Source organism: Serratia sp. NCCP-200, from assembly GCF_059697885.1.
Map to the genome: position 1 here is coordinate 699674 of NZ_BAAKUJ010000001.1, position 15229 is coordinate 714902.

Annotated in this window: 14 protein-coding genes and 2 tRNA genes; 7 read left to right on the forward strand and 9 right to left on the reverse strand. The window is 53.5% G+C overall.

Going from position 1 to position 15229, the window contains the following annotated elements; all coding sequences use genetic code 11:
- Window positions 1–118 precede the first annotated feature (118 nt).
- Together AC6HVW_RS03265 and AC6HVW_RS03270 are read left to right on the forward strand one after the other, a co-directional pair.
- Entirely contained in the window at window positions 119–1042 is a 924-nt protein-coding gene (locus tag AC6HVW_RS03265) for a LysR family transcriptional regulator (protein WP_071681043.1), read from the forward strand.
- Between the two features lie 109 nt (window positions 1043–1151).
- Window positions 1152–1227: transfer RNA gene (locus AC6HVW_RS03270), tRNA-Thr, on the forward strand.
- Window positions 1228–1313: 86 nt separating this feature from the next.
- On the opposite strand, the gene AC6HVW_RS03275 is transcribed toward AC6HVW_RS03270, so the two are convergent.
- Window positions 1314–1556 (reverse strand): DinI family protein, encoded by a 243-nt coding sequence (locus tag AC6HVW_RS03275; protein WP_021178442.1) that lies wholly within the window; start codon window positions 1554–1556, stop codon window positions 1314–1316.
- A gap of 311 nt (window positions 1557–1867) precedes the next feature.
- On the opposite strand from AC6HVW_RS03275, the gene AC6HVW_RS03280 reads away from it, so the two are divergent.
- Window positions 1868–2338, forward strand: coding sequence for a hypothetical protein (locus AC6HVW_RS03280; protein WP_071681042.1), 471 nt, complete (start codon window positions 1868–1870; stop codon window positions 2336–2338).
- A 197-nt stretch (window positions 2339–2535) separates the two neighbouring features.
- Here AC6HVW_RS03280 and AC6HVW_RS03285 read toward each other — a convergent pair.
- The 3 genes from AC6HVW_RS03285 to AC6HVW_RS03295 form a co-directional block, all read right to left on the reverse strand.
- Window positions 2536–2612: transfer RNA gene (locus AC6HVW_RS03285), tRNA-Pro, on the reverse strand.
- A gap of 75 nt (window positions 2613–2687) precedes the next feature.
- Window positions 2688–4472: an LPS biosynthesis-modulating metalloenzyme YejM gene (yejM, locus tag AC6HVW_RS03290; protein WP_071681023.1), complete on the reverse strand. Its 1785-nt coding sequence runs from the start codon at window positions 4470–4472 to the stop codon at window positions 2688–2690.
- A 9-nt stretch (window positions 4473–4481) separates the two neighbouring features.
- Window positions 4482–4709 carry a YejL family protein gene (locus tag AC6HVW_RS03295; RefSeq protein ID WP_071681022.1) on the reverse strand — a complete coding sequence of 76 codons (228 nt, stop codon included), beginning with the start codon at window positions 4707–4709 and terminating at the stop codon, window positions 4482–4484.
- A gap of 161 nt (window positions 4710–4870) precedes the next feature.
- Here AC6HVW_RS03295 and yejK point away from each other — a divergent pair, with 161 nt between their 5' ends.
- Window positions 4871–5875: a nucleoid-associated protein YejK gene (yejK, locus tag AC6HVW_RS03300; RefSeq protein WP_024486230.1), complete on the forward strand. Its 1005-nt coding sequence runs from the start codon at window positions 4871–4873 to the stop codon at window positions 5873–5875.
- An 83-nt stretch (window positions 5876–5958) separates the two neighbouring features.
- On the opposite strand, the gene rplY is transcribed toward yejK, so the two are convergent.
- Together rplY and radD are read right to left on the reverse strand one after the other, a co-directional pair.
- A complete protein-coding gene (rplY, locus tag AC6HVW_RS03305; protein ID WP_024486231.1) occupies window positions 5959–6243 on the reverse strand; it encodes a 50S ribosomal protein L25 in 285 nt (94 codons plus the stop codon).
- Between the two features lie 150 nt (window positions 6244–6393).
- Window positions 6394–8151 (reverse strand): DNA repair helicase RadD, encoded by a 1758-nt coding sequence (gene radD / locus AC6HVW_RS03310; RefSeq protein ID WP_021805877.1) that lies wholly within the window; start codon window positions 8149–8151, stop codon window positions 6394–6396.
- A 285-nt stretch (window positions 8152–8436) separates the two neighbouring features.
- Between radD and rsuA the strand changes: the two genes are divergently transcribed.
- The 3 genes from rsuA to AC6HVW_RS03325 all read left to right on the forward strand — a co-directional run bounded on the left by rsuA (window position 8437) and on the right by AC6HVW_RS03325 (window position 11505).
- Window positions 8437–9150 carry a 16S rRNA pseudouridine(516) synthase RsuA gene (gene rsuA, locus AC6HVW_RS03315; protein ID WP_059201228.1) on the forward strand — a complete coding sequence of 238 codons (714 nt, stop codon included), beginning with the start codon at window positions 8437–8439 and terminating at the stop codon, window positions 9148–9150.
- Window positions 9151–9180: 30 nt separating this feature from the next.
- On the forward strand, window positions 9181–10377 hold the full coding sequence (locus tag AC6HVW_RS03320) for a Bcr/CflA family multidrug efflux MFS transporter (protein ID WP_021805875.1): 1197 nt from the start codon (window positions 9181–9183) through the stop codon (window positions 10375–10377).
- Window positions 10378–11160: 783 nt separating this feature from the next.
- Window positions 11161–11505 (forward strand): YejG family protein, encoded by a 345-nt coding sequence (locus tag AC6HVW_RS03325; protein WP_021805874.1) that lies wholly within the window; start codon window positions 11161–11163, stop codon window positions 11503–11505.
- Between the two features lie 9 nt (window positions 11506–11514).
- Here the strand turns inward: AC6HVW_RS03325 and yejF are convergent, their stop codons facing one another.
- Genes yejF through AC6HVW_RS03340 form a run of 3 tightly spaced genes read right to left on the reverse strand, consistent with a single transcriptional unit; the run spans window position 11515 to window position 15228 of the window.
- Complete coding sequence (gene yejF / locus AC6HVW_RS03330; RefSeq protein WP_071681021.1) at window positions 11515–13110, reverse strand: microcin C ABC transporter ATP-binding protein YejF; 1596 nt, start codon at window positions 13108–13110, stop codon at window positions 11515–11517.
- A gap of 1 nt (window position 13111) precedes the next feature.
- Window positions 13112–14137: an ABC transporter permease gene (locus tag AC6HVW_RS03335; protein WP_094983246.1), complete on the reverse strand. Its 1026-nt coding sequence runs from the start codon at window positions 14135–14137 to the stop codon at window positions 13112–13114.
- Entirely contained in the window at window positions 14134–15228 is a 1095-nt protein-coding gene (locus tag AC6HVW_RS03340) for a microcin C ABC transporter permease YejB (RefSeq protein ID WP_021805871.1), read from the reverse strand. Before AC6HVW_RS03340 ends, AC6HVW_RS03335 begins: the two co-directional genes overlap by 4 nt.
- Window position 15229 lies beyond the last annotated feature (1 nt).

Here is a 15229-nt window from a genome sequence, read left to right on the forward strand (position 1 = left end):
TTTGTTATCTAAGCTAAAATCGGGGTTTGCCACAATTATCCATTTAACAAACAAGCTTTGCTTTAAAGGCAACGGTGGTTTGCTCGTTGGCAAGCTTTGCATCATGGAGAGGGACGGCATGTTGAGTAGCGAGGTTCGCTTTTTTCTGGTGGTCGCCAACTGTGGTTCGCTCAGTGCGGCCAGTGAACAGCTGTTTGTGGCGGTCTCGGCGATCAGCAGGCAGATCCAGCGCCTGGAAGTGCAGGTTGGCACGCCATTGTTCGAACGCCACGCGCGAGGGATGGTGCTGACCGAGGCCGGGCAGATTTTTGAAAACCATATTCGTAAAAGCCTGTTAAATATTGAACAGGCAGTAGCAGAAATCAAAGGGTTGAAAGCCGAACGGCGCACAGCGCTACGCGTGGCCTGTAGCAACGGAGTGGCCTTTATGCTGATGCCACAACTGATGGCGCGTTTTCGTGCAGAACACCCGGCTGTCAGCTTCGTGCTGACGGTGGCAGACACTAAAACGTTGGCGCGGTTGGTACGCAATGGCGAGTGTGACATGGTGCTGCAGTTTAGTTTGCACCCAGAGCGGGGCGTTGAGATAGCGGCTTCATGGCCCGCCCCGGTCTTGTTGTTGATGAGAAAGGATCATCCATTAGCCGACAGGCAGGTGGTTCTGGCGGATCTCTGCCAGTATCCGGTGTGTCTGCCAGAGCCGGGCTCCACGGTACGTCAGCTGTTTGATATCGCTTGCCAGATGAATGGCACCTTCATTGAACCAGTGCTAACCTGTGATAACTTCTCCACGCTGTACTATTTTTTACAGGACTCCCCGCTGGCGGTGACCATCTGTAGCCAGTTTACCGCGATGCCTTTGTTGCAACCGCAAGGATTGATCCTGAAACCTTTTGCTGTCGAGCAGCAAAGCCTGCGGACCTTGCAGCTGCAATTACCTCTGGGGCGGCAGCGGAGCACGGCGTTGGACCTGTTTGTGGACTATATTAATCAGACATTAAGCCGTGAAGAACGGGCCATCGGTGAGAAATTCGGCATATAAGCCGTTTTTTAATCAACAAGATAAATAATCTGTTGATTACGCTTGATTGTTCCAGTCTGGCTGTATTATATTGCGCCCCACGGAAACAGCATTACTTCCGACAGATTTCGCCGGCTTAGCTCAGTAGGTAGAGCAACTGACTTGTAATCAGTAGGTCACCAGTTCGATTCCGGTAGCCGGCACCATATAAGAAACCCCAGCAGAAATGCTGGGGTTTTTTGTTTTGGGCATCCATGGTGCGGCGCAGTCAATGACCGCGCCCTTCGGCCCTTTAAATATCGGTGGCCAGCCATTGGTCAGACTCTTCGAACATCTCTTCCAGCATACGGTTTAACTTCTCGCGGTCACTTTTGCTGGCGTCCGAGTTAAGGCCGTTGGCCTGCATGGGTTTTACCTTCACTTCTGCATCCGGGAAGATGCGATGTACCCGTTTTGTCAGCTCGGCCTTGATGATTTCATCGGCACCGGGGATCCCTGCGACATTACGCTTATCAAACACCAATTCAACGAACATAGCCCAACCCTAAATTTACTGTTTATGTATACAGTTATTTTGACCGAAGGGACGGGGTGAGTGCAAGAGGGGGAGGGGAAAATTTTATCGTGGTCTATGCTAAGGGATGTGATCTCTATTGTCATTACACACAAATTGTCAAGGTATGAATCGTTGGTTTTTATTATGCATATTGATCTTTGTGCGTCCGTTTGAATGCATCCATCATAATTGAGTGCAAAGATGCTTGGTTGTGCAATACTTTTTTTACATGTCATAAGGCTATTATTTAAGCTCTTATATTTAAAATTTTTCCAAAGGGAATTAATTGCATGAAAAAAGCATTACTCTTTTTAGGTATTTTGTCGGTTGGCACCATCGGTGTAGTGACGTCGGCAGTTGCCCAAAATGCTGATAACAAAAATGCACTAAAGCCAGCGATTAATTTGGCAGAGTTGTTTGCTGAGAAGTCTACTATATGGTCGACTTATCCAGAGAATGATGCCTATGTTTTTGATCGCTCAGAGGAAAGCTATACTGTCGTCGCTAAACGAGCGGATGGTGTTGTTGCACTGGTCAATAAACAGGAGAGCTATACGACCCCAGGAAAAATGGTATTAATGGGGACCTACTTTAACTGCAATAAAATGACTGATGCGACTTTTTATGTTGAAGATGTCAGTGTAGACGACGTAGCCAAGCAGCTTGCTGACCCGGCTATTGATGATCCAGAGAGAGTGCGTGGCTTTGATGCCAGTATGCCCGTTCACGATCTTTATCTGGTCGCTTGCCCGCAGGGTTGAAACTCGTTGGCTTATTAATCGGTGGTGGTCTCTGATTAGTAATGCGCTTGTGAACAGTCACGTTATCCATTGAGAGACACAATCTGGCGAATGACCTGAGATGATACATTGGTATGGCCTGTTAAAGGGGCAGTACCATAGCCAAAATTCAGACATAAAAAAACCAACCGATTAGAGTTGGTTTTTTTATAAATAATTGGTCGGCATGAGAGGATTCGAACCTCCGACCCCCGACACCCCATGACGGTGCGCTACCAGGCTGCGCTACATGCCGACGCAGAACCCTATACTACCGTTTTCGGATGTAAATTCAAGCAGCTACCTCACCGATTGCTCTAGATTTAAGCAGTTAGTTGGCGATAAAGCGTTTTACATCGGTCAGCACCTGTAACAGCAGGGCTAGCTGGGGTTTCTCGTCTTTAATCTCGTTATCGTCTTGATCGTAGGCACGGTAGTTGCCATTACCATCCAATGTCAGCGTCTGCGTTGGCGTGGTGATCACCAACTGGGTGCCGTCGCCGGTGGCGAGCCAATTGTTTTTACGCTGTGCGGCAAACAGGTCTTCGCCCTGCGAATAGTCGTTAGCCGGTGTTTTCACATGCAGCAGACGTTGCATCAGCGTGCGCATCACATCGTTATGATTGGTCAGCTTATTGATGGTTTGTGCCGGGGTGCCTGGCCAGTGAATGACCAACGGAACCTGCAACTGGCTGCGGTTAAAGCTGCTACCTGCTCCCCAGTTGCCTTTACCGGTATCGTTGAACTCTATGCCGTGCTCGGCGGTGATCACCACCACGGTTTTATCCAACAGGCCTTTTTCTTTCAGCGTTGCCAGCACCTGCTCAATCTGCGCATCGACGTCTTTCGCGCCAGTACGATAGAGCTGGGTAAAGGCTTCCGGCGAGAGCTTATTGTCGCCTTCTGGGAACTTTGCACCGCTGAAATTGATAAAGGAGAACCAAGGGCTATTTCCGCTCTGTGTGGCCAACCAGCTCTGCCACTGATGCGTGGTGGCAGCATCGCTCTGCACGAACGGTTCCGGCGGTAGCGAGAAATCGGTCAATAGCGCCTGACGGTAAAGCGTGGCGTTGAAACCGTCTGAAGAGAACAGGCCGAACTGATAGCCTTGATCGCTCAGTGCGCTAATCAACGCGGCCGGTTTGCGCCCGGCCAGAATGCCATCCAGATAGGTAGGTGAAATACCGTAGAACAGGCCAAACAGGCCAGTGTCCGCATGGTTACCGGAGCTGTAATGGTCGCTGAAGCGGATATTTTCCTGTGCAAAACGGCTTAAGCCTGGCATGTCTTGCGCCAGATCCTGTGTACGCACGCCGTTCACCACGATCATCAGCAGGTTGTAGCCGCTGCCTTTATCGCTGTAGTTCAGACTATTGAGCGGGTATTCAACGGCAGCCGCTTCTGGATTGCCCTGTTGCATCAGGCGGCGCTCATATTCTTGCTGATCGAGCAGGCCGTGTTTTTCCAGGAACTTACGCGCCGTCATGGGGTAAGAGAGTGGTAAGTTGGCGCGTTGCATGGTGATCGGCCGATAGAAATTGGCATCCGCCCAGATATAAATCAGGTGCGAGGCAAAGAACGAACAGATGAACAGCACCGCCAGCGGTTTGCCGAAGTTGCGCCGGTTCAGGCTGCGCAGTTTCTGCCAGCTCCAGGTCGCAAACAGCATTTCGATCAGGAATATCACTGGCACGCAGATAAACACCAGTTGCCAGTCGCGCGCCAGCTCACTTTGGTCCGGGTTGATAACCAACTCCCACACTACCGGATTAAGGTGCAGGTGGAAGTGGGTAAAGACTTCGCTGTCGACCAGCAGCAACGTCAGCCCAGCGGTGGCCAACGTCGCGGAAATAAATCGCAGCAGGCGCTGCGACATCACCACAAAGGTGAGCGGGAAGATGATCAGCAGGTAGGCGGCAAAGACAATAAAGCTGAACTGCCCAATCAGGCTGACCAACGCATAGACTCGCCCCAGCAGTGAGGACGGCCAGTCGGTAACAAACAGGTAGCGGCTGCCCAACCCGATACTGAGCAGAATATTAAATAAGGCGAACCAGTGCCCCCAGCTAATCATCTGGGAGACTTTTTCACGATAACGCTGTCGGTTTGTCACCATAAGTAATTATTAATGCGCTTTATCTTCACGGATAGAAGCCTGCAGGGCTTCAGCAAACGATCTGGCCAGTGTGTTCCGCTGTGCGGGAGCAATACTGGTGTTGATCAAATTGGTTACCATGTTGCCCAGTACCATCAAAGAGAGGTCGGTGGGAGTATGGTGTTTTTCCAGAACGTTGACCAGCTCAGAGAGCAGTTGTTCAACGTGTTCGTCACTATAACGAGATGATTGTGGCATAAATATTGTGCTCAAAGCTCGACAAAGTCCCATATCTTACCGTATGGAGCCGTGATTTTCCGCTCTTTTATAGCGTGAAGATCGTTAAGGCATTGCCATGCCCGTTGTCTTTCGGCTTCGTCAGTGCTTGAATACGCGCTCAAAGAACAGGAGGATTGATCATGAGTCTGGATATCGAGCAGATTGCACTGCACCAGTTGGTAAAACGCGATGAGCAGACGCTGGAAGTGGTGTTGCGCGATTCCCTTCTTACCACCAATGCGGCGGTGGAAGAGATGATGGCAGAGCTGCATCGCGTTTACAGCGCCAAGAGTAAGGCTTACGGCCTGTTCAACGAGCAGAGCGAACTGGCGGACGCGTTGCGTAACTGCCGTAAGGGTGATGACGATTTCCTCGCATTTAGCCGTGCTGCCACCGGCCGTCTGCGTGATGAACTGGCCAAATATCCGTTTGCCGACGGTGGCGTGGTGCTGTTCGCTCATTACCGCTATCTGGCGGTGGAATACTTGCTGATCACGGTGCTGAACAGTTGCAACAGTACGCGTGTCAATGAAGAGTTGGATATCCGCACCACCCACTATCTGGACATCAACCACGCGGACATTGTGGCGCGTATCGATCTGACCGAATGGGAAACCAACCCGCAATCGACTCGCTACCTGACATTCCTCAAAGGGCGGGTAGGGCGCAAGGTCTCAGATTTCTTTATGGATTTCCTGGCGGCGTCGGAAGGGCTGGATACCAAAGCGCAAAACCGTGGCTTGTTACAGGCGGTAGATGATTACTGTGCAGATGCTCAACTAGGCAAACACGAACGCCAGACGGTACGTCAGCAAGTTTACAGCTACTGTAATGAGCAGTTGCAGGCCGGTGAAGAGATCGAACTGCAGGAGTTGTCGAAAGAGATAGCCCCGGTGGGCGAGAAGGATTTCCTGCAGTTTTCCAGCGAGCAGGGCTACGAGCTGGAAGATAGTTTCCCGGCGGATCGCGGCACATTACGCCAATTGACCAAATTTGCCGGCAGCGGCGGCGGTATCAGCCTGAACTTTGATGCGATGCTGCTGGGGGAGCGCATTTTCTGGGATGCGGCCACCGATACCCTGACGATCAGAGGTACGCCACCGAATCTGCGCGATCAGTTGCAACGTCGCACGGGCGGCAAGTAAGCATCGCAGAATGATAGCCAATAAAAAACGCCGCAATTGCGGCGTTTTTCACTTCGGCGTCCCGAAAATCGATAACGTGGCGATTAAACGCGAACGAAGTCGATGTGAGCCAGTTTTGGCTTGAACGGGTGACGCTGTACAGCCTGAACCTTAACTTTGGTTTCTTTACCGTCGACAACCAAAACTACTGCTTCGCTGTAGAATTCTGGTTTAACTTCCATGTTCTTGACAGAATCATGGTCTAGTTCGATAGCAATCGCAGCTTCTTCGCCACCATAGATGATAGCTGGGAATTTGTTTGCTGCACGCAGGCGGCGGCTCGCACCCTTACCCTGGTCTTTACGTACTTGTACGTTGATAGTGAACATTGTTTTTTCTCTTAAAAGAAAATTTACCCTGCTACAGGCGACCCAGTAACAGGCTCGATAACCTGCTTTCACACTGGGCGAACCCAGGTAAAGCGGGCGGCATTTTAACGGAAAGCCGCTCGCTGGGCAATGAAAACCTGCCGCTCGGGCCTAATACAGCTCATTGGCACGGCGAAAGCGACCCTGATAATCAAAAACTTTTTCACGTATCTGCCAGAACTGGCCGCGTTTGCGCGCGACGACGAAGTCTGGATGGCGCAACAGCGCCTGCTGAGCCAGAATGTCCGCCGCGTTTTGCCAACCGAAGGGGACGCCTGGTGCCCGTTGGTGCGGGCGCAGGAACAGCATCTCGAAGGCCTTGCGTTGTGCGGGCGTTTGCAGGCGGAACCGTTCGCTGGTGCTGGTGCCATCTTCGTCATAATAGGTGGCTTTCAGCCATTCCCCTTTGTCGTCCTTGCCGCTTTGCAGTTCCATTCCGCCACAGCGCAGGACTAGCGCATCCTTCAGCTTCAATGCGGCCTTCAGCATATCATCCGGATCGACCAGCACTTCCTGGCACTGATGGCAGCGGCGTGCCGCAATATCGTTCTCTGCGCCGCAGTGCGGGCAGCATTTGAAACGGAAGCGATAGTCACACTGCTCGCGATGCCCCTCATCATCTTCCAGCCAGCCCTGACAGCGACGGCCATAGTGCTCGATGATGTCGCCGTTCTCGGTGCATTTGCCCCAAAACAGGTTGGCAAAACCGCAGCCAGGGCAAAAGACCTGCACCGGTTGGCTGTCTGAGTGGGGTTTGCTGACCCCGACTTCCGGCGTGAACAAATCATGGGGATTGCCTGCGTAGTCCAGGATCAGGCAGTCGGTCTTGCCTGGGGACAGCCGTAAACCGCGCCCGACGATCTGCTGATACAGGCTAACAGACTCGGTGGGCCGCAAAATAGCGATCAGATCGACATGAGGCGCATCGAAACCCGTCGTCAGCACCGCCACGTTGACCAGGTAGCGCAACTGCTGTTGCTTGAAGGCTTCGATCAGCGCGTCACGTTCGCCGGGGGGCGTTTCTGCACTGACCAGCGCCGCCTCCCCGCTTGGCAACAAGCCATGCACTTCACGGGCATGCTCCACCGTGGAGGCAAAAATCATCACGCCTTTGCGGGTTTCGGCGTATTCAACGATCTGGCTGATGATATGGGGCGTAATGCGGTTTTGCTGTTTCAGCTCGCGGTTAAGATCCGCTTCGCTGAACAGGCCGTTACTTCTGGCCTCCAGGCGGCTAAAATCGTATTGCACGATCGGCATATCCAGCCGTTCTGGCGGCACCAGGAAGCCGTGTTTAATCATATAGCGCAACGGCAGCTCATAAATGCAGTCGCGAAACAGGCTGTTGCCGTCGCCACGGGTGATGCCGTGGTAGTGATATTGATAGATCCAACCTTTGCCCAGCCGGTAAGGGGTGGCCGTCAGACCAAGCAGGCGCAGCTGTGGGTTGGTTTTTTGCAGGTGTTGAATAATCTGTTGGTATTGGCTGTCGTCATCGTCGCTGATGCGGTGGCATTCGTCGACGATCAGCAGTGAAAACGCGCCGTCGAACAGCGATAAATTACGTGCTACCGATTGCACGCTGCCAAACACCACCTTGCCGCTGCTCTCTTTTTGCTGAAGCCCGGCGGCGAAGATGTCGGCCTCCAGGCCGTAAGCGCAGTATTTGCTATGGTTTTGCGCCACCAGCTCTTTAACGTGGGCCAGTACTAACACCCGGCCACGGGCGCGTTTTGCCAACTCGGCGATCACCAGGCTTTTGCCTGCGCCGGTTGGCAGCACGATCAGGGCCGGTTCAGGATGTTGGCGGAAATGCTTGATGGTGGCATCGACCGCTTCCAACTGATAGGGGCGAAGGGTAAAAGCCATGCGTTAGTACCGCTCGCTGAAGTGGGCTGTAACATTCCACTGAAATTGTGACATTTTGCTCCTCAGACGGCGGAAAAATTTCTATTATTATGCCCTCTGCGGCTACGCAGTGCGAGAAGCATGGAAATTACCCCTGTTATGGCATCGTTTCCGTCGCTATACTAAGCGGCTTCCCTACGCGAACATCCTCTTCGAACCTGTTTTCTGCACCTGGTGCGACAACGGGGCGTCATATTTAGCAACCAGATCAATGCGATCATAACAACGACAGGCAAAGCAGATTCAATGCGACTGGACAAGTTTTTATCTCAGCAGTTGGGTATCAGCCGTGCGCTGGTAGCGCGTGAACTCCGTGCAAAACGTGTCACCGTAGACGGTGAAGTGGTCAAGAGCGGGGCGCTCAAGCTGGCTCCGGAACAGGAAGTGCGGTTTGATGGCAACGTGTTGTCACAGCTGAACGGGCCACGTTACTTCATGCTCAATAAGCCACAGGGTTATGTGTGCTCGACCGACGATCCGGATCATCCAACCGTGCTCTATTTCCTGGATGAACCCGTTGCGTACAAGCTGCATGCGGCAGGGCGTCTGGATATTGATACCACCGGCCTGGTACTGATGACCGATGACGGCCAGTGGTCGCACCGTATCACCTCACCGCGCCACGAGTGTGAGAAAACCTATCTTGTGACGTTGGAACATCCGTTGGCCGCTGATACCGCTCAGCAGTTCGAGCAAGGCGTGCAACTGCATAACGAAAAAAATCTGACCAAGCCAGCGAAGTTGGAAAAAATCGAAGAGACCCTGGTGCGCCTCACCATCAGCGAAGGGCGTTACCATCAGGTGAAGCGCATGTTTGCAGCTGTGGGTAATCGGGTCATCGAATTACACCGTGAGCGCATTGGCGCCATTGTGTTGGATGACGATTTGGCACCGGGGGAATATCGCCCGCTGACCGAAGAAGAGATTGCCAGCGTAGGCGCACCGCACCTGCTGGATTAATTTTTGCGACCGACCAAGGAGTCGTTGAACGTGCAACAGAACCGGACCTCTCACCTCGGTTTGATCTTTATTCTGGGCCTGCTGTCCATGCTGATGCCACTGGCGATCGACATGTACTTACCCAGCATGCCGATAATCGCCCAGGAGTTTGGCGTGGAGTCGGGCCGGGTGCAGATGACGCTCAGTGCCTACATGTTGGGCTTTGCCGTTGGCCAACTGTTCTATGGGCCGATGTCCGACAGCATTGGTCGCAAGCCGGTGATCCTGTGGGGCACGCTGATTTTTGCTATCGCCGGTGGGGCCTGTGCGATGGCCCAATCCGTGGAGCAACTGATCAACCTGCGTTTCCTGCACGGGCTGGCCGCAGCGGCGGCAAGCGTAGTGATCAACGCCCTGATGCGTGACATGTTCACCAAGGATGAGTTCTCACGCATGATGTCGTTCGTGATCCTGGTGATGACCATTGCGCCATTGCTGGCTCCGATGATCGGTGGTGTGCTGCTGCTATGGTTCAGCTGGCATGCTATCTTCTGGACCATGGGAGCTGCGGCGTTGTTGGGGTCGGTACTGGTGGCGTTCTTTATCAAGGAGACGTTGCCAAAGGAGCGGCGGCAAAAATTCCATCTGCGTACCACGCTGAGGAATTTCGGCTCGTTGTTCCGCCACAAGCGCGTGTTGAGCTATATGCTGGCCAGTGCTTTCTCGTTTGCCGGGATGTTTTCTTTCCTCAGCGCCGGGCCGTTTGTCTATATCGAGCTGAATAATGTTTCACCACAGCATTTTGGCTATTACTTTGCGCTGAACATCGTGTTTCTGTTCCTGACAACCCTGATCAATAGCCGCAACGTGCGCCGCCTAGGGGCAGTAAAAATGTTCCGTCTTGGTCTGTTTGTGCAATTGACGATGGGCGTGTGGTTGCTGGCCGTCACCGCCAGCGGGCTGGGTTTCTGGGCTTTGGTGCTCGGGGTAGCGGTTTATCTCGGCTGTATCGCCATGATCTCGTCTAACGCGATGGCGGTGATCCTGGACGATTTCCCCCATATGGCGGGAACCGCTTCTTCGCTGGCCGGGACGTTGCGCTTCAGCATTGGCGCGCTGGTCGGGGCAATACTGTCCTTGGCTCCAGGTAAGAGCGCGTGGCCGATGGTTTCATCGATGGCCCTGTGCAGTATCGTTGCGGTGTTGTTCTACTTTTATGCCAGCCGTCCGCGCAATAATCCTGCCTGATTACCCCTCACCCTAACCCTCTCCCACAGGGAGAGGGGACCGATCGAGCTATTTTATCGATACTGAGATCACCTTGGCTCTTCCAATGAATGTGCCACCACTTTACGCCTGAATCCTACCACAACACCTGACTCCCTCGGGACCGGATGTGCCATAGGTTAAATCCTGCACCTGATTACAGCTCCGGACCAGCTCCCTCTCCTTGGGGAGAGGGTTGGGGTGAGGGAGATCAAATGCAATTAGACCCCAATCTGCCTGCTTGCAAGTTTAAGTTTGTTGCTAAATATATGCAGGCTAACTAAACGTCGGCCAAACGAACTGTAGTTTTTTTGTTAAATATGGCGGCGTTATTTTCCCTGGTGGCCAGAGGTGCAACCCGTTGGCTGGTGGGTCATTTCCTTGGCGGTTAATCGGGCTAATATTGTTTTAAATCAAAATATTATTGATTTAACCTGCCTTGAGTATTTGAGCGAGATGTTTGCACAATGTAAAATTATACCGATTGTAAAGTAACCGCATTGCAAGAAAAAAATGTTGAGATCGCGGCGGGAAAGGGTTACATATAACGCAAAAATGCGAGCTGAGTCGCAAAACGCCGTGAGAGAACCTTCTACGGTGGAGAAAAACTGAGTGATATCAGCAAGCGCAGGATGTGGTTAATTGATTGTTGCAAATTTTACTTAAAAATAACATTTGTGGGCAGCAAAGTCGGATGATCCCGGCTATAACTAAGTCATCCTGTGATGTAAAAAGTGTTTCATCTTTTCATACTAGGGATTTCATGTGGACAGTTTCCAGCTTTCGGTAGTGCATCGCTTGCCGCAAAGTTATCGTTGGCTATCAGGTTTTACCGGCAGCAAGGTTGAACCGATTCCGCTTAGCGGCATAGACGAAGATAACGATCTGATCGGCCTCAAGCTGCTCAGCCATGACGGGCGCGAAGCCTGGCGGGTTATGCAGCAGCTCAACCTGTCTCTGCAAGAGATCCAGGTCAACTGCTCCATCGTTGAATGGGAGGGTGAGCCTTGCCTGTTCGTTCATCAATGTGATGAAAGTGCTGCCATGTGCCGCTTGAAAAACGTCGGTGCGGCGATCGCCGAGCAGCTCAGCGCGCAGTACCCCTTCTGAATGATGCCGCTAATCAACCAACTGCAATAACTGCTGTGTATAGGCAGCAGCAGGTGCGTTGAAAATCGTCTGGCAGTTACCCTGCTCCACGACTTCTCCCTGACGCAGTACGATCACCTGATGGCACAACGATCGTACCACCTGCAAATCATGGCTGATAAACAGATAGGCCAGCCGGTGACGGAGCTGAAGCGACTTCAGCAGCGTCAGGATCTGCGCCTGCACCGATTTATCCAGCGAGGACGTCGGTTCATCCAGGATCAACAGCTGCGGTTGCAGGATTAGCGCGCGGGCAATGGCGATACGCTGGCGCTGCCCACCCGAAAACTCTGTGGGATAACGATAGCGCAAAGCCGGATCCAATCCGACTTCCTCCAACGCCTCAATCACCCGCTGTTCGCGTTGCTCTGCGGTCAGTTGCTGGTGGATCTCCAGCCCTTCGGCGATGATTTGCAGCACGTTCAGGCGTGGATTCAGCGCGGAATAGGGATCCTGGAACACGATCTGCATCCGGCTGCGGTAAGGCAACATCTGCTGGTTATTGAACTGATGCAGCGGTTGACCATCAAACCAGATCGCACCTTTGGAGCTCAACAGGCGCAGCAGCGCCAGGCCAGTCGTGCTCTTACCTGAACCCGATTCGCCTACCAGGCCCACGCTTTCCCCAGGCTGTATTTCGAAGCTCAGATCTTTCAGCGCGTAGTTCTGATCGACAATGCGTCGTAACAGGCCACGTTTGATCGGGAAGCTGACCTGCAGGTGTTCCACTTTGAGCAGCGGCATAGGCTTATCGCTGGCCGGTAGTGGCAGAGGTTCGCCTACGTCTTCCGCAGCCAGTAGCTGACGGGTATAGGCGTGCTGTGGAGAGCTAAACAGGCCGTCGCGGCTATTTTGCTCTACGCACAACCCTTGGCGCATTACCGCCACGTTATCCGCCAACCGGCGCACGATGTTCAGGTTGTGGGTGATGAACAGCAATCCCATCCCCAGCTCCTGCTTTAACTCTTTCAGCAGCATCAGGATCTGCGCTTGAATGGTCACGTCTAGCGCGGTGGTCGGCTCATCGGCAATCAACAGCTTGGGCTTGGTCAACACCGCCATAGCGATCATTACTCGCTGACGTTCTCCGCCGGAGAGTTGATGGGGATAGTCCTTCAGGCGCCCTTTGGCGTTACGTATTCCCACCCGATCCAGGCACTGAATGATTTCGGCGCGGGCGCCGTCACGGCGCATACCCATGTGGAGCATCAGCACTTCGGCCAGTTGCTTTTCGATGGTGTGCAGCGGGTTGAGCGACACCATCGGCTCTTGGAATATCATTGAGATCTGGTTGCCACGTACTTTGCGCAGTTCGGCTTCCGATGCATGTAACAGTGAGTTGCCGTTAAACAGAATATCTCCACCGGGATACACCACCGGCGGGGAAGGCAGCAGCCGCAGCACGGAGAGGGCGGTGACGCTTTTGCCTGAGCCTGATTCACCCACCAACGCTAGCGTTTCCCCTTGTTCCACCTGTAACGAGACGCCGTTGACCACCTGATTCAAGCTGCCTCCCTGGCGGAAGGCGATGCTGAGATCCTGAATAGCGAGCAGAGGAGTGGTCATATTAATGCGCCTTGCTTGGGTCGAAGGCGTCGCGCACCGCTTCGCCGATAAAGATTAACAGTGAGAGCAGCACCGCCAGCACCAGGAAGGCGGTAATGCCCAACCACGGAGCTTGCAGGTTGTTTTTGCCCTGTAAAAGGAGCTCACCCAACGAAGGCGAACCGAGCGGCAAGCCAAAGCCGAGGAAATCGAGAGAGGTAAGGGTGGTGATCGAACCACACAGAATAAACGGCAGGAAGGTCAGCGTGGCCACCATGGCGTTAGGCAGCATATGACGATACATAATCACGCGATCCGGCACGCCCATCGCTCTGGCGGCACGAATGTAGTCGTAATTACGGGTACGCAGGAATTCGGCACGCACTACGCCCACCAGGCTCATCCAGCCAAACAGGATGGTGATGCCTAACAGCCACCAGAAGTTGGGTTGGATGATGCTGGACAGCAGGATGATCAGGAACAGCGTCGGCATCCCCGACCAAACCTCGATCAGCCGTTGCCCCCAAAGATCGAATCGGCCGCCGTAATAGCCCTGCGTCGCTCCCGCACAGATACCAATCACGCTGGAACACAGCGTTAGCGCTAGCCCAAATAGCATTGAGATACGGAAACCGTACAGCACCCGTGCCAACACATCGCTGCCATTACTGTCGGTGCCGAGCAGGTTTTGGCGTGACGGCGGCGACGGGAAGGGCACTTCGGTGGCAAAGTTGATGGTGTTGTAGCTAAAGCGGATCGGGGCCCAGATGGCCCAGCCGTGTTGCTCAATCTGCTTGATAACAAAGGGATCCTGAAAATCGGTAGTGGTATTCAGTTCCCCGCCGAAGGTCGTTTCGCTGTAGTTGACCATAAAGGGCACATACAGCCGGCCTTCATAGCGCACCAGCAACGGCCGGTCGTTGGCGATCAGGTTGGCGGCCAGGCTGAGTGCAAAGGCAGACAGAAAAATCCACAGCGACCAGTAACCACGGCGGTTGCTGCGAAAACGTGCCCAGCGGGCCTGATTGATGGGGCTTAAGCGGCTCATTGACGGCCCTCGAAATCAATGCGCGGATCGACCAGGGTATAGGTGATATCGCTGACGATATTCAACAGCAAGCCGATCAGGGTAAATATGTAGAGCGTTCCGAACATCACCGGATAGTCGCGTTGCAGGGTGGCATCGTAGCCCAACAGCCCAAGGCCGTTGAGCGAGAACATCACTTCGATCAACAACGAACCGGTGAAAAACATGCTGATAAAGGTGGCCGGGAAACCGGCGATCACCAGCAGCATGGCGTTACGGAACACGTGGCGGTAAAGGATCTTCTTCTCGTCCAGCCCTTTGGCACGGGCGGTGACCACATACTGTTTGCGGATCTCATCAAGAAACGAGTTTTTAGTCAGCATGGTCAGTGCGGCAAAGCCACCGATCACCGTAGCCAGCACTGGCAGGGTAATGTGCCACAGATAATCGGTGATTTTACCGTACCACGGCAGCGTGTCGAAATTGCTGGAAACCAGCCCGCGCAGTGGGAACCAGTCCAGATAGCTGCCACCGGCGAATAGCACGATCATCAGGATGGCGAACAGGAATGCCGGAATGGCGTAGCCGATGATAATCAGCGTGCTGCTCCAGGTGTCAAAGGCGCTGCCGTTGTGGATGGCCTTGCGTATCCCCAGCGGGATCGACACCAGATAAATGATCAGCGTACTCCATAGCCCCAGGGTCGCGGAAACTGGCAGACTCTGGCCAATTAGCTGCATTACCGAGGCCCCGCGGAACAGGCTTTCACCGAAATCGAGGCGCATGTAGTTCCACAGCATGGTGAAATAGCGTTCGTGCAGCGGCTTGTCGAAACCGTAACGCTTGGTGATCTCGGCGATCACTTCGGGATCCAGGCCGCGTGAGCCACGGTATTGGCCTTCGGCCACGTTGCCCGCGCCGGCCTTCATATGCCCTAGGCCTTCACCTGCGCCACCGCCGCCAAAGCCGCTGGTTTGCCCCATCTCAATAGAGGCAATGGCCTGATCGACCGGTCCACCGGGAGCGATTTGCACAATGAAAAAGTTAATGGTGATGATCGCCCACAGCGTGGGGATCACCAGCAGTAATCTGCGTATCAGATAAGCGGCCACC

What these genes read in the sequence shown, in the direction of transcription:
- AC6HVW_RS03265 (WP_071681043.1), top strand. Translation starts at nt 119, where the DNA reads ATGTTGAGTAGCGAGGTTCGCTTTTTTCTGGTGGTCGCCAACTGTGGT.
- AC6HVW_RS03275 (WP_021178442.1), bottom strand. Translation starts at nt 1,556, where the DNA reads ATGTTCGTTGAATTGGTGTTTGATAAGCGTAATGTCGCAGGGATCCCC.
- AC6HVW_RS03280 (WP_071681042.1), top strand. Translation starts at nt 1,868, where the DNA reads ATGAAAAAAGCATTACTCTTTTTAGGTATTTTGTCGGTTGGCACCATC.
- yejM (WP_071681023.1), bottom strand. Translation starts at nt 4,472, where the DNA reads ATGGTGACAAACCGACAGCGTTATCGTGAAAAAGTCTCCCAGATGATT.
- AC6HVW_RS03295 (WP_071681022.1), bottom strand. Translation starts at nt 4,709, where the DNA reads ATGCCACAATCATCTCGTTATAGTGACGAACACGTTGAACAACTGCTC.
- yejK (WP_024486230.1), top strand. Translation starts at nt 4,871, where the DNA reads ATGAGTCTGGATATCGAGCAGATTGCACTGCACCAGTTGGTAAAACGC.
- rplY (WP_024486231.1), bottom strand. Translation starts at nt 6,243, where the DNA reads ATGTTCACTATCAACGTACAAGTACGTAAAGACCAGGGTAAGGGTGCG.
- radD (WP_021805877.1), bottom strand. Translation starts at nt 8,151, where the DNA reads ATGGCTTTTACCCTTCGCCCCTATCAGTTGGAAGCGGTCGATGCCACC.
- rsuA (WP_059201228.1), top strand. Translation starts at nt 8,437, where the DNA reads ATGCGACTGGACAAGTTTTTATCTCAGCAGTTGGGTATCAGCCGTGCG.
- yejF (WP_071681021.1), bottom strand. Translation starts at nt 13,110, where the DNA reads ATGACCACTCCTCTGCTCGCTATTCAGGATCTCAGCATCGCCTTCCGC.
- AC6HVW_RS03335 (WP_094983246.1), bottom strand. Translation starts at nt 14,137, where the DNA reads ATGAGCCGCTTAAGCCCCATCAATCAGGCCCGCTGGGCACGTTTTCGC.